General features: G+C 63.8%; 10 protein-coding genes. 6 read left to right on the forward strand and 4 right to left on the reverse strand.

What is annotated here, in order from left to right; all coding sequences use genetic code 11:
* Positions 1-51 precede the first annotated feature (51 nt).
* Both V1288_RS16200 and V1288_RS16205 read left to right on the forward strand, forming a co-directional pair.
* The gene (locus V1288_RS16200; RefSeq protein ID WP_334357982.1) at positions 52-1,371 is read left to right on the forward strand and encodes a UDP-glucose dehydrogenase family protein; all 1,320 of its coding nucleotides are present in this window, start codon (positions 52-54) and stop codon (positions 1,369-1,371) included.
* Between the two features lie 28 nt (positions 1,372-1,399).
* Positions 1,400-2,416 (forward strand): NAD-dependent epimerase, encoded by a 1,017-nt coding sequence (locus tag V1288_RS16205; RefSeq protein WP_334357983.1) that lies wholly within the window; start codon positions 1,400-1,402, stop codon positions 2,414-2,416.
* Here the strand turns inward: V1288_RS16205 and V1288_RS16210 are convergent.
* Positions 2,413-3,354 carry a helix-turn-helix domain-containing protein gene (locus V1288_RS16210; RefSeq protein WP_334357984.1) on the reverse strand — a complete coding sequence of 314 codons (942 nt, stop codon included), beginning with the start codon at positions 3,352-3,354 and terminating at the stop codon, positions 2,413-2,415. The two genes, V1288_RS16205 and V1288_RS16210, sit on opposite strands and share 4 nt — an antisense overlap.
* Positions 3,355-3,510: 156 nt before the next feature.
* Here V1288_RS16210 and V1288_RS16215 point away from each other — a divergent pair, with 156 nt between their 5' ends.
* From V1288_RS16215 to V1288_RS16230, 4 genes are all read left to right on the forward strand, one after another.
* Positions 3,511-5,487, forward strand: coding sequence for a primary-amine oxidase (locus tag V1288_RS16215; protein WP_442893959.1), 1,977 nt, complete (start codon positions 3,511-3,513; stop codon positions 5,485-5,487).
* Between the two features lie 46 nt (positions 5,488-5,533).
* Positions 5,534-6,619 (forward strand): TRAP transporter substrate-binding protein, encoded by a 1,086-nt coding sequence (locus V1288_RS16220; protein ID WP_334357985.1) that lies wholly within the window; start codon positions 5,534-5,536, stop codon positions 6,617-6,619.
* A gap of 26 nt (positions 6,620-6,645) precedes the next feature.
* The gene (gene ggt, locus V1288_RS16225) at positions 6,646-8,268 is read left to right on the forward strand and encodes a gamma-glutamyltransferase (RefSeq protein ID WP_334357986.1); all 1,623 of its coding nucleotides are present in this window, start codon (positions 6,646-6,648) and stop codon (positions 8,266-8,268) included.
* Positions 8,269-8,334: 66 nt separating this feature from the next.
* Entirely contained in the window at positions 8,335-9,141 is an 807-nt protein-coding gene (locus tag V1288_RS16230) for an MBL fold metallo-hydrolase (RefSeq protein WP_334357987.1), read from the forward strand.
* 108 nt (positions 9,142-9,249) lie between these two features.
* Here the strand turns inward: V1288_RS16230 and V1288_RS16235 are convergent, their stop codons facing one another.
* The 3 genes from V1288_RS16235 to V1288_RS16245 all read right to left on the reverse strand — a co-directional run bounded on the left by V1288_RS16235 (position 9,250) and on the right by V1288_RS16245 (position 13,714).
* A complete protein-coding gene (locus V1288_RS16235) occupies positions 9,250-10,338 on the reverse strand; it encodes a 2Fe-2S iron-sulfur cluster-binding protein (RefSeq protein ID WP_334357988.1) in 1,089 nt (362 codons plus the stop codon).
* A complete protein-coding gene (locus V1288_RS16240) occupies positions 10,339-12,225 on the reverse strand; it encodes an ethylbenzene dehydrogenase-related protein (RefSeq protein WP_334357989.1) in 1,887 nt (628 codons plus the stop codon).
* Between the two features lie 265 nt (positions 12,226-12,490).
* Complete coding sequence (locus V1288_RS16245) at positions 12,491-13,714, reverse strand: hypothetical protein (protein WP_334357990.1); 1,224 nt, start codon at positions 13,712-13,714, stop codon at positions 12,491-12,493.
* Positions 13,715-13,813: the final 99 nt, after the last annotated feature.

Consider the following 13,813-nt stretch of genomic DNA (forward strand, 5'->3'; position numbering starts at 1 on the left):
TCTCCGCCGGCGCGGCCACAGCCGCGCGCGGCTTCTCACACAGGAACCGTAATGCATATAGCGATGATTGGCGCCGGCTATGTCGGGCTGGTGTCAGGGGCCTGTTTTTCGGATTTTGGACATCAGGTCGTCTGTATCGATAGCAACGCGGAGAAGGTTGCAAGCCTCAACAACGGAGAGATGCCGATTCACGAGCCTGGATTGGCCGAACTGGTGGCGCGAAATGTCGGCCAAGGCCGCCTTTCATTCGCAAGCGACCTGAAGTCGGCGGTAGGCGAAGCGGAGGTGGTGTTCATCGCGGTCGGCACGCCGTCGCGCCGCGGCGATGGCCATGCCGATCTTTCCTATGTCTATGCCGCGGCGCGCGAGATCGCGGGCGCGCTTCCGGAGCGGGCGGTGGTTGTTACCAAGTCGACCGTTCCGGTCGGCACCGGCGACGAGGTCGAGCGCATCATCCGCGAAGAGAATCCGGAAGCCACGGTTGCCGTCGTTTCGAATCCCGAGTTCCTGCGCGAGGGGGCGGCGATCCGCGACTTCAAGCATCCAGACCGGATCGTCATCGGAACGGACGACGCGCGCGCCCGCAGCGTGATGGCCGAGGTGTACCGGCCGCTTCACCTCAACGCGTCGCCGATCCTCTATACCGACCGCCGCACCGCCGAGCTGACGAAATATGCCGCCAACTCCTTCCTTGCCACCAAGATCGCCTTCATCAACGAGATCGCGGACCTTGCAGAAAAGGTCGGCGCCAATGTGCAGGAAGTCGCGCGCGGGATCGGCCTCGACAACCGGATCGGCCAGAAATTTCTGCACGCAGGCCCGGGCTTCGGCGGGTCGTGTTTCCCGAAGGATGCGATGGCGCTGATCAAGACCGGTCAGGACAATGAATCGCCGGTGCGAATCGTGGAAACGGTGGTGGCCGTCAACGATCAGCGCAAGCGGGCGATGGCGCGCAAGGTCGCGAACGCGTTCGGCGGCAATCTGCGGGGAAAATCGATCGCGATACTCGGCGTGACCTTCAAGCCCGATACCGACGATATGCGCGACGCGCCGTCGATTCCGCTGATCACGGCGCTGCAGGACATGGGCGCCGAGGTGCGCGTGTTCGATCCGGTTGGCATGGAGCAGGCCAAGAAGGTGTTCGAGAACGTCACCTTCTGCGACAACGCCTACCGTTGCGCCAAAGGCTGCCACGCGCTCGTTATCGTTACGGAATGGGAGCAGTTCCGCGCGCTGGATCTCAAGGAGCTGTCCACCATCATGGCGTGCCCGGTCATCGTCGATCTGCGCAACATATACTCTCCGGAAGAAGTGCAGCGGAACGGCTTTCTGTATTGCGGCATTGGTCGGCCGAAAGCGGTGGCGCATTGACATGTCATGACATCAAGGACGTAACATGATGTCCGATCAGGCTATCCTTGTAACGGGCGCCGCGGGATTTATCGGATTCCACGTGGCGCAGCGATTGCTGCAGTCCGGCCATCGCGTCGTCGGGATCGACAATCTCAATTCCTATTATGATCCGCGGCTGAAGGCGGCCCGGCTCGATATCCTCCGCAATGACCCGCGCTTTCAGTTCGAAAGCCTGGATGTGGCGGATCGCGTGTCGATACCGGCGCTGTTCGCGCGCTATCGCTTTCCCGTCGTCATCCATCTGGCCGCGCAAGCGGGCGTGCGATATTCGCTTCAAGACCCGCACGCCTATGTCGATGCCAATCTGGTCGGCTTCACCAATATTCTGGAGGGATGCCGGCACAATGGCTGCCACCATCTGCTGTTCGCGTCCTCGTCCTCCGTTTACGGGGCCAACCGGAAACTGCCGTTCTCGGTGCATGACAACGTGGATCATCCGATCAGCCTCTATGCCGCGAGCAAGAAAGCCAATGAGTTGATGGCCCATTCGTACAGCCATCTCTATGGGGTCCCCTGCACCGGCTTGCGGTTCTTCACGGTGTACGGCCCGTGGTATCGGCCCGACATGGCGCTGTTCGTGTTTGCGGACGCGATCGTCCGCGGCAATCCGGTCAAGCTGTTCAATGGGGGCCGGATGCTTCGCGACTTCACCTATATCGACGACGTGACGGAAGCCTTGGTGCGCCTGATCGACCGCGCGCCGCAAGTTGGGCAGCCTGGGCTGGACGGGATTCAGGACCCGGGATCGAGCATCGCCCCCTGGCGCATCTATAATGTCGGCAACAACAAGCCGCAGGAATTGATGCTCGTGCTCGATATTCTCGAGCAGGAGCTCGGGCGCAAGGCCAACAAGGAAATGCTTCCGATGCAGCCTGGAGACGTGCCGACGACCTATGCCGACGTCGATGATCTCGTGCGCGACGTAGGTTTCCGGCCGGCGACTCCGATCGAGGACGGCATCCGCAGGTTCGCTAGCTGGTATCGCAGCTATTGCGAGATTTAGTCGGTTGGCGGGCTGGCGCGAAAGTCCCGCGGCGTGGCGCCAAATCTGTCCTTGAACGTACGCGTGGCATGGGCGGCATCGGCGAAGCCGCACTGATGCGCAAGTCTCGCGATCGGAACGTTTGTCAGCGAAGGCTGCCGCAGCAGGTCTTTGAACAATTCGACGCGCAGATGCAGGACATGGCGTTCGAACGTGGTCGCGCGGTCGGCGAAGATCCGGTGAAGGGTCCGTTCCGAAATGCCGAACTCGACGGCGAGCGCCGGCGCCGGCCGGACGGTGGCGATATTCGTCCTCAGATAGCCATCGATCAGGTGGAACAGGTCCGGACGGCTGAGCCGATGGTTTGCACCCGCGGCGACGCGCAGCAGGGCCGACAGATAGGCTATGATGTCGGGCGCGGCACGCTTTTCAGGCGCGCTCGGTGCCGAGATCGCCGCATGCACCCAGGCTGCGATCGAGCGCGCCATCGTGCCCGACAGGGGCACGGGTCTGGCGCATAGCCGCTCCGCTTCGGGGACGGCCCGCAACAGGGACGCAGCGGGCACGGTTGCGATCAGCACCTCGGCGCGTTGTTCGGGGCCGAACAGCCGGTCCTCGAACGGACGGCGCGCGTCATAAAGCACGCCGTATCCGGGGGTGATGGTGCCTTCGTTGCCGGCTTGCTCCATTGCGCTTCGCCCGCGGCGCTGGAAATCGAACATGAATTCGTCGGAGCCGGCCCGGCTCACGAGCCTCGCGTCGCGGGTGTAGCATTGCGGACTGCTGTCGAAGCGGACCAGCTTGGCGTCGCCGATTTCGACGAACTCGAAGTGGCCGCTGACGATGGTGGAGCCGAGCGGCTTGGTCTCGATATTGGCGAATGACCGGCAGATCGCCTCGGTCCAGAAGGCCTGGCGCTCGGTCGGTCGGATCGGGTCGGTGGAGACGCTGATCGGCATCGTGCGAACAAGATCCGGTTGGTGGACCCCCAGCGTCGCCCAGGACCGGTGGCTCTGGCAAGGGCCGAACCGGCCGGACGTGGCAGGTTCATTCAAGACGCGGCGCCCCGGGCCGCCGTAGCCTGCGGTCAGAAACCCCTTTGGAATCGGTCGATTATGGTACGTGCAAAGCCACCCGCCGGCATGGACGCCGGTCATCCGCTCGACCCGCTCAGCGAGAGCGAAGTCGCGCTGGCGTCCGAAATATTGAGGAAAGGGAAGAGGCTCGGCCCGCATGCGCGATTTACGCATGTGCAACTGGAAGAGCCGGCCAAATCCGACGTGCTCGGATGGAAGCCGGCTGCCGCGCCCCCGCGGCGGGCCGCCGTCACCCTGTTCGACAGCAAAACCGGCGCGACGCATGTCGCGACGGTAGATCTCGATTCGAAGACGGTCACGGCGTGGCGCGAATATTCGACCAAGGCGCATCCTTACGGCCAGCCCCCGATCACGATCGAGGAGGTGTTCAAGGTCGGCGACATCGTCAAGGCCGATGCGGACTGGCGGCGCGCGATGAAGCGTCGCGGCCTGAAGGATGAGGATATCGAGCTGGTTCAGGTCGACCCGTTTTCGGCCGGGTATTTCGACCGCGAGGTGGAGAAGGGACGCAGGCTGGTCAGCGCCGTTTCCTACTGGCGTAGGGATCTCAAGGACAACGGCTACGCGCACCCGATCGAAGGCGTGGTCGCGCTCGTCGACCTGATCGAGAACAGGATCGTCCATCTGGTGGACGAGCCCGACATCGTTCCGATCCCGAAAAAATCACGCAACTACGACCGCGCATCGATCCCGCAAACCCGCGAGGGCGTGAAGCCGCTGGATATCGTGCAGAAGGACGGCCCGAGCTTCTCGGTCGAGGGATGGAAGGTTGATTGGCAGAACTGGTCGTTCCGCGTCGGCTGGACTGCGCGCGAGGGCCTCGTGCTGCACCAGATTTCGTTTCGCGACGGTGCGCGCGAGCGGCCGATCATCTATCGCGCCAGCGTCACCGACATGATCGTTCCCTACGCCGATCCGACCGCCAACCATTTCTGGAAATGCGCGTTCGATGCCGGGGAGTATGGACTGGGCAAGCTCGCCAACGCGCTCGAACTCGGCTGCGACTGCCTCGGCCATATCCATTATTTCGACGTGCCGGTCGCCGACGATTACGGCAAGGCCGCGATCATGAAGAACGCGATCTGCCTGCACGAGGAGGATTACGGTATCCTCTGGAAGCATTACGAATTCCGCAACGAGACCTTCGAGGTGCGGCGGTCACGCCGCCTCGTCATCTCGTTCTTCACGACCGTCGGAAACTACGATTACGGCTTCTTCTGGTACTTCTATCAGGACGGCACCATTCAGCTCGAAGTCAAGCTAACCGGAATTATCCAGACGGCGGCGATCGGGCCGGGCAAGCCGTATCCGTGGGGCGGCATGGTCGCTGAAGACCTCGGCGGTCCGACCCACCAGCACTTCTTTAATGCCCGTCTGCACATGATGCTGGACGGCGAGGGCAATACCGTCACCGAGCACGAGTTCCGGCCGCGGCCGTGGGGCACCGACAACCCCTATGGCAACGTGTTCGATACCACGTCGCGGGTTCTCTCGCGCGAGCGCGATGCGGTCCGCGAGGCCGATGGGCGGACAGGACGCTACTGGAAGATCACCAATCCAAATCAAAAGAACAGCATCGGCGGCCCAACGGCGTATAAGTTGCTGGCGCACAGCGCGCCGGTGATGCTCGCGCAGCAGGGCTGCTACATGACCGCGCGTGGCGGCTTTGCGACCAAGCACATCTGGGTAACGCGCTACGCCCCCGACGAGCGCTACGCCAGCGGCGAGTTTCCGAACCAGCATGCCGGCGGCGACGGTCTGCCGAAATACGTTGCGAAAAACCGTTCGATCGAAAACCAGGATATCGTAGTCTGGCACAGTTTCGGGGCGACACACGTCTGCCGTCCCGAAGACTTTCCGGTGATGCCGGTCGAGTATGTCGGCTTCACGCTGAAGCCGAACGGCTTCTTTGCCGAGAATCCGGCGATGGACTTGCCGCCCGACCGAAACAGCGCGAGCCGGGACAATCGGGACAAGGGTTCATGCTGCGGCTGACGGTCCGCGCGTTCGCTTCTCACTCCACCAAGCAAGGAGACTGGCCATGAATCGCAGAAAGCTCCTCAAAGCCGCAAGCCTCGCTGTCGCCTCTACCGCCGTCGCCGCGCCCGCCATCGCGCAATCGACGCCGGCCTTGCGCTGGCGTCTCGCCACATCCTTCCCAAAATCCCTCGATACACTCTACGGCGCCTGCGAGATGTTTGCGAAGGCGATCGCCGAACTGTCGGACCAGAAATTCCAGATCGCTGTGTTCGGTCCGGGCGAGATCGTGCCGGCGTTCCAGGTCTTCGATGCGGTGGCGAACAATACCGTGGAGATGGGCAACAGCGCCTCCTACTACTACATCGGCAAGGACCTTGCGTTCGCGTTCGGCACCGCCGTTCCGTTCGGCCTCAATACGCGACAGATGAATGCGTGGCTCGCCTATGGCGGCGGCCTCGACATGCTGAACGAGCTCTATGGCACGTTCGGCATTCAGGGCATCCCGTTCGGCAACACGACCGCGCAGATGGGCGGTTGGTTCCGCAAGGAGATCAAGACTCTCGACGACATGAAGGGCCTCAAGTTCCGCGTCGGCGGCGTGGCGGGGCAGGTGCTGAGCCGGCTCGGCGTCGTGCCGCAGCAGATTCCGCCGGGCGACATCTATCCCGCGTTGGAGAAGGGCACGATCGATGCCGCCGAATGGATCGGCCCCTACGATGACGAGAAGCTCGGCTTCCTCAAGGTCGCGCCCTATTACTACTATCCCGGCTGGTGGGAAGGATGCGCGAACGGTTTTCTCTATATCAACAGCGCGAAATGGGCCGAGCTTCCGAAGGTGTATCAGAACATGGTGACGATCGCGGCCGGGCAGGTCGCGGCCGACTTGACCGCCAAATATGACGCCCGCAACGCGTCCGCCATCAAGCGCCTGGTTGCAGCCGGCGCGCAGTTGAGACCGTTCTCGACCGATATTCTCGATGCGTCGTTCAAGGCAACCAACGAGCTGTTTGCCGAGGTCTCTGTAAAGAATCCGAAGTTCAAGGCGCTGTATGAATCGACCATCGCATTCCGCAACGAACAGTACCAGTGGCATCAGGTCTGCGAGGCCACCTACGACAATTACATGATCAGGCGGATCCGCGGCTGACCGCTCGGCATATTCGGGGGCTTGAATTGGACATTCGTACCGGTCGGCCCGTCACGCTTGCGTCGAATGGCATGGTGACGTCGCCGCATTCGCTTGCCTCCGCGGCCGGCCTTGACGTGCTTCGCGCCGGCGGCTCGGCGATCGATGCGGCGATCGCGACCAGCGCGGTGCTCGCTGTCGTCTATCCACATATGACCGGCGTCGGCGGCGACGCGTTCTGGCTTGTTCATGACGGCGCGAGCGGCGAGATCCGCACCCTCAATGGCGGCGGCAAGGCGGCGGAAGGCGCCATGCTGTCCGCGCTCGAAGCGCGCGGGCTGAATGAGATTCCACTTCGGGGCATCGTTCCGGCGACCCTGACGGTGCCGGGCGCGGTGGCGAGCTGGATCGAGGCGCACGATGTCTATGGGCGGCTTCCGCTGCGGCGCGCGCTGGAAAGCGCTGTTCGGTATGCGCGCGACGGCTTTCCAGTTACCGGCCGCCTTGCAAGCTTCATCGAGATGACGCGCGACGATCTGGTACGGGATCAAGAGGCCGCAGCGCTGTTCTTTTCCGGTGGGATAGCAGCGCAGCCGGGCGCGAAGCTCGCCAACACAAACCTGGCGCGCACGCTGCAATCGATCGCGGATGACGGGTGGAGCGGCTTTTATGAAGGGCCGGTCGCCGCCGAGATGGCGCGCTTCTCGGAAGAAAACGGCGGCCTGTTCCGGCTTGCCGATTTCAGCAGGCAAAAGGCCGTCTGGGGTGAGCCCCTTGTTGGCCGCTACCGCGACGTCACGGTCTTCAACACGCCGCCGCCGACGCAGGGTTTTACCGTGCTCGAAATGCTCAACCTCGTCGAGCCCCACGAACTGCACCGAAAGGATTTCCTCGGGCCCGACCATGTCCATCTCCTGGTGCAGGCCAAGCAGATCGCCTATCACGACCGCGACCAGGTGCTGGCCGATCCCGCGTTCGCCGATGTGCCGGTCGGGCGGCTGATATCGAAGCAATACGCTGCCGAGCGGGGCCGGCTGATCGACGCCGGGTTTGCATTGCAATGGGACCTGCTGTCGTCTTTCGGCAGCCTGTCCGGCGATACGGTCTATGTCGCCGCCGTCGATCGCTGTGGCAATGCGGCGTCGCTGATTCAAAGCCTGTATGGCGCCTTCGGCTCCTGCGTAGTTGCGGGAAACACCGGCGTTATCCTGCAAAACCGCGGCGCGTATTTCTCGCTGGATCGCCAGCATCCCAATCGCCTCGAGCCCGGCAAGATCCCGCTGCATACGCTGATTGCCTCGATGGCCAAACGCGACGGCAGGCTCTGGAGCGTGCTCGGCTGCATGGGCGCGGATGGCCAGCCGCAAATCCAGATGCAGCTCTATTCGGCCATGATCGATTTCGGTCTCGACATCCAGGAAGCGATCGAGATGCCGCGGTTCCTGTCCGGCCGCTTCGCCCTCGGCGAGGCGCGCGACACGCTGCATATCGAGAGCCGCTTTCCCGAAGCTACGATCGGGGTGCTCGCGCAACGTGGTCACAGCATCAACCGCTGGGGCGCGTGGAACGAAATGGCCGGTCATGCGCACGGCATCACGATCGACCGACGGAATGGAATCTTGAGCGGCGGTTCCGATCCGCGCAGCGACGGGGCGGCGATCGGGTATTAGCACGAGCCTGTCATTGGCCCGCCTGTTTGTTTTGCGCTACCAATCCTTCGGATTGGAGTGACGCCAATGCCTCTATGGACGTGCGAACAATGTGGTGCCCAGTTTCCCGAAAGCGCTGAGCCGCCTGCGGTGTGTCCAGTCTGCGAGGACGAGCGGCAATATGTGAACTGGAAGGGCCAGGCGTGGCTCACTCGCGAGGAATTAACGAAACGCTACAAGCTCGTCTGGCGCGACGATCTCGGCATTCCTGGCATCAGCATGCAGCCGGGCTTTGCGATCGGACAACGCGCACTGTTGGTGCGGGAGGCGGACGGCTGCGTGATGTGGGATTGCGTGCCGCTGGTCACCCGTGAAGCCGTCGACTATGTCCGCTCGCTCGGCGGCCTGAAGGCGATCGCCGTCTCGCATCCGCATTACTATGGCGCGGTCGCCGACTGGAGCGAAGCGTTCGGCGGCGTGCCGGTCTATCTGCATGGCGATGATCGCGCCTTCGTCACGCGGCCGCATGCCGCCATCGTGCCGTGGACCGGCGACAGCCACAGGCTCTCTGATGACATCCTTCTGGTGCGAACCGGCGGACATTTCGCCGGCGGCACGGTGATGCATTGGCGCGCGGGTGCGGAGGGCAGGGGCGCACTGCTCACCGGCGACGTCGCGATGGTGGCGATGGATCGCCGTTCGCTCAGTTTTATGTACAGTTTTCCGAACTACATTCCACTCAATGCGCCGGCGGTGCGGCGGATCTGGGCTGCGGTCGAGCCGCTGGCCTTCGACCGCATCTATGGCGCATGGTGGGGCCGCAACATCGGCGACAATGCAAAGGCCGCCTTTGAGATGTCCGTCCGGCGGTATATCGCGGCGATCTCCGGCTGAGGAATACGGCACAACGCCCCACGGCAAGCGGTGTCGTCGATCATCGCGGGGGCGGGATGCGAGAAGTTGCTTGCTCCGCCAGCACGATGTCGGTCGGCCGGCTTCCCGCTAGCGGTTGCCGGCGCCAACCGCGGCTACGCCTCGCGGCATCGGCGCCGCCTTTCGCGCCGGCTGCGGCGGGATGGCGCCGCTTTTGGGTTCGTTGAGCCAGCCGGTGAGGCGCGACATCAATCCGGATTGTTCGGCCGTCCTCGGCTCCTGCACGAACGGATCGGTGTAGCACCTTGCGCCTGCGGCCTTTGCGATCCGCGCGACCGCATCGGTCATCGCCGGCGCGCCCGCAGTATAGACCACGTCGTCCGGCGACAGCCTTGGCAGATGATCGGTCGGCCTGCCGCTCTGAATCGCGTGCGAGATTTGCTGCGGCTCCGACACCATCGGGATCAGGGTGACGTTGGGAAACAGCGCCAGCCGGCACAGCGCCGCATGCATGTAGAGCGAGCGGATGCTGCGAGCCTGCACGATGAAGACCATTTCGCGCTGCGGCTGCTCCATGATCGCGGCGACCGCGACCGACCACATCGGAGCGAAGCCGGTACCGCTGGCGACGAGAACCGTGCGGCCGGGATGGCCTTGCCGGAAGAAGGCGCGGCCGAACGGTCCCATCAGCTTGACGCGGTGTCCGGGGCGGATTTCATGGCCGAGCGCCGAGGATACCTGGCCATCCGTAACCTTTCGGATGTGAAAGTGCAGCACGCGATCGTCGGGAGCGCCTTCCAGCGGAAAGGTCGGGCTGTAGGATCTTGCCGGGAATCCCTGAAACTGCAGCTTGCAATACTGGCCGGGAAGATAGTTGAGCGGCTTCGGCAATTCGATGTCGACGCCAACCACGTCAGGCGCGAGCTGAACGGTCTGCGCCACTTCCGCCGACAGCGCCACCGGTTCGGGAGCCGCCTCGATCGCAATCTCCAGATCGGAGACGATTCTCGCCTGGCAGGCATGAATCATCTCGTCGCCCCGGCTATGGCCGCCGAACACCGTGCCGTCGACGAGGCGCACGCGACAGGCCCCGCAAATTCCGGAGCGGCAATCGTGCGGAAGATCGACGCCGTTCATCAACGCCCAGTCGAGCAGAAGCTCGCCGCGATTCGCCAGAAACGGCTCGTCGTTGATCGTGACCTTGCAAATCTTTGACATTTATTCCACCTCGATACGAATGGGCCGGACGTGCCGCGTATGTCTGATCTGGCTGTGATCGAACGCGGCGACCCGCATGAAGACGCCGCTCTTGATCGGCACGTCAAACTGGCTTGTGGTGTCGAGCCGGCGTTTCACCTCGAGCGCCCAAAGGCCGGAGGCCCAGCGGGCCGCAGATCGGACGTCAGCGCGATCGCCTGAAAATTCGCCGCCCAGGATGACGCCCGGGATCACGGTGCCGGTGGGGATGCGGGCGTCGGCGTCGGTCGAATAGGGAACTGAATCCTGATCGGTCATGAACCAGCGCGCACCGTCGCTTTCGCCATGGTTGGGATCGAGGTCGATATCCCCTAGTGCGGCGGTGGTGGCAGCGACGACTTTGGGCAGGCGCAGCGGAGCGACCAGGCGGCTGCGGCGCGGCCCTCCCGACGTGTCGGCCTCGACGGTGAAATTGTCCCGGTAGCTTGCCGTTCCAGGATCCGGCGCGAAGCCGCCCTTGTACGGAACAACGTTGGCCGCCTGCATCGGGGTCGGATTCAGCGGCGGCCCGAAATGGGCATCGTCCATCCATCCGCTCGCGCCGCTGGTCGCCTTCCACTGCCAGACATCGGCGTAGCCGGCTTCCGAGTAATGCAGTCCGCGGCCGCTCATGGTGGCGGGCGCGCCGGCGACCGGCTGCGGCCCGGGATGAAAGGTCCGGCCGCCGGCCAGGGTGACATCGGAGGCGGTCAGGAGTACCGAAAACTTGTCTTCGTTGTATTGATGCTCGTCGCCGAGCTGAAAGCCGGAATGCAGCAGGTGCCATCCATCGGCTTGCTTGACGAGCGGCAGGTGTTTCAGCGAGCGCGTCGAATCCTGCCAGGTGAAGAGGAAATACGCGTAGGTGCCGTCGTGAACCGCGCGGATCTCTATTCTGGCTTCTCCCTTGCCGTCGAAATTTCCGCCTTCGCCGGTCAGGAGCGAGAACGGCCTGACGTTGCGCCAGGCCCGATCGGAAGTGTCGCCGTCGAGGATCGGTGCGTCGGCAGGATTGATGCGGCGGATCTGCACATTATCGACCGCCAGCCGATCGGTTGCCACGATCAGCGAAGCGCCGGTGATCGCCGCGGCCGCCGCCACGACGAACGCATTGGCCTGCAGGGTCGGGTTTCGCGATCGCGCGGGCCCGGCTTGGGGTCGTGGCGCCGGATCCGGCTCTTGCGTCTGGTCGCGGCGCGCCTCGTTACGCGGCTGCAGCGGGTGGGATGAGGCCTCGGGCGGTGCATCGAAATTTTCGGTTTTCGGCACGCGCGCCGACTGCTCGGCCAGCATGCCCAGCAGTTCGACGGCATCAAGCCGCGGCGGCGGCGCAGGCAGCGGGGCCGGACGAAAGATGCGCAGCAATTGCGAAACGCCGCCGCTCTTGTACTGGGTCAGGACATGCAGGACCACAAAGGCGAGGATCACCCAGGTCCCCACCCAGTGCAGCATCGCCACGTCGTAGCCGGAGTAGAAGCCGAAATAGAGCGCACCGCCGCTGACCAATAGCCCCGCCATCGTGACAAAGAAAATCCAGTACATCAGGGCGATCACGGCGCTCAACCTCGCCTGCCCGCGGCCGACGAACAGCCCGCGCAGGCGAACCCTGTCGAGCTGGACGCGGCGCCCGAGACCGGAGCGCAGCATATAGACAATGTAGCCGATCGCCACGGCGACCAGGACGATGGCGGCCTGCATATGGGCGATCCATACGCTGTCGCGCGGCAGCACGGCATCGAACAAGTTGATCCAGGTTCGGTCGGGCGTTTCCGTCGCAATGCGCAAACCGGTGACGAGCGCAACGGCGAATGCTGCGACGAACGTCCAGTGTAGAATGATGGTCCCATAGTCTGTCTTACGCTGCCTCACGCCCACGCCCCGCTACTTCCACTTCCGAAGCAGCAACCGCGCCGATTCCACCAACCGCCGATGTCGCTGCCGTACTAATGATGGTCCCCAAGACCGTTGTCGGGGCCATCGTCTAAAAGATCGTCCTTTGCGGGCGCAGGCCGATGAAAAGGTCTTCTGTGCGTCCGCCGCGTGAGCCGGACCGGCGAACGCGTTTCTTGATGTGATGCATTGGCCTCCAGCATCCCCGGAGTATCGGGGACGCCGGAGGCCGCGCCGCGCGCCGCTATCCCCACATGTGATGTAAATGATGCGCCAGTTCGGGCGCGGGCGATTGGTCATAGTCCACGCCAGCAGGTGCGGCGAGGTCGGCGGCCGCAACCGCTACCGACTCGACGCCGATGGCGGGGGCCACGACGGATTGCGAGGCCGGGGCGGCCGCTACGGCCGACGTTTCGGCAGCGGGCGGCGTCCCCAGCACCTCGGCGACCGTCACGCCGTCCGTATTGTAGGTGCTTCCGGTGACGGAAACATTGTTGCCGCCGACATCGGCCGCGTTGCCGTGCATCTGGTCCGCAGCCGCCGTGACGAGCGTCGCGTTGCCGGTCTGCAGTCCCTTGATCATCGCGGCAATTTCGGCGCCGAGCGGGCCGGTCGCGCCGAGCAATTCGTTGCCGCCGTGAGCCGCGTCGAAGTCGGTGACATACGTCTCGAATGCCTTGAGGTTGTCGATCAGCGTGGCAATGGCCTTTGTGTCGCTGCTGCCCACGAGGTCGATGGCCTGCTGTCCAAGCGAATTGGACTGCGAGATGAAATTGGCCAGGAACACCGTCTGTGCTTCGTTGCCGAGGTGTACCGGCGTCGAATGCGAGGCGTCCGAAAACGGCGAGAAGCCGCTGACGCCGTCTTGCGTCGCCATATCGGCCAGCTTGGCATCGCCCTGGATGATATCGATGATGTCGAGGATGTTATCGCTGCTGGCGCGTGTCGCATCGGGGCTGATGTTGGGGTCGTTGATATAGGTGAGTTCGAGTTCGAGGTGGCGCAGGACCGCGTCGGCATGGACGCCGGTCAACCCGCTGAACATTTGCGGGTTGGCGCTGATCAACGCCTCCATGTCCGTGATCACGGCATTGATGTCATCGGTGATCTGCTGCCGGTTGCCGTCATTGACGCCGCCGAGGATCTGACTGGCCACGTCGTCGAAGATCGCTCCGATCTCCGCGAGACTGTGCGGCGCGGCGGTCGGCGCGCTGCCAGTGGGCAGGGGCGCGGCCGGCGCCGGATTCGCCAGTACCGGATCGGTACTGACGGCGTTGATGATGCTGAGCTGGCTGGCGCGGACCGCTTGTTCTGCGCCAGCGGCGTTGGCGAATGAGCCTCCATGGCTCACCGCGGCGTTGGCGGTCGAAATGGCGCTGGTGAGGTTGGACAAGATCGCCTGAACGTGGCCGAGCGCGGCGCCGGAAAACTGGCCTGCATTGACCTCGGCCAGCAGATTGTTCTGCACCAGGGCGAGATCGTTGGTGTGGTGTGCAATGCTGCCAACTGCCTGGCCGCCTCCGTCGGAGGCATTTTGCAGCGGGACGTCGGCCGCCGGCCGAACCAT

The sequence above is a fragment of the Bradyrhizobium sp. AZCC 2176 genome (assembly GCF_036924645.1).
GTDB lineage: Bacteria > Pseudomonadota > Alphaproteobacteria > Rhizobiales > Xanthobacteraceae > Bradyrhizobium.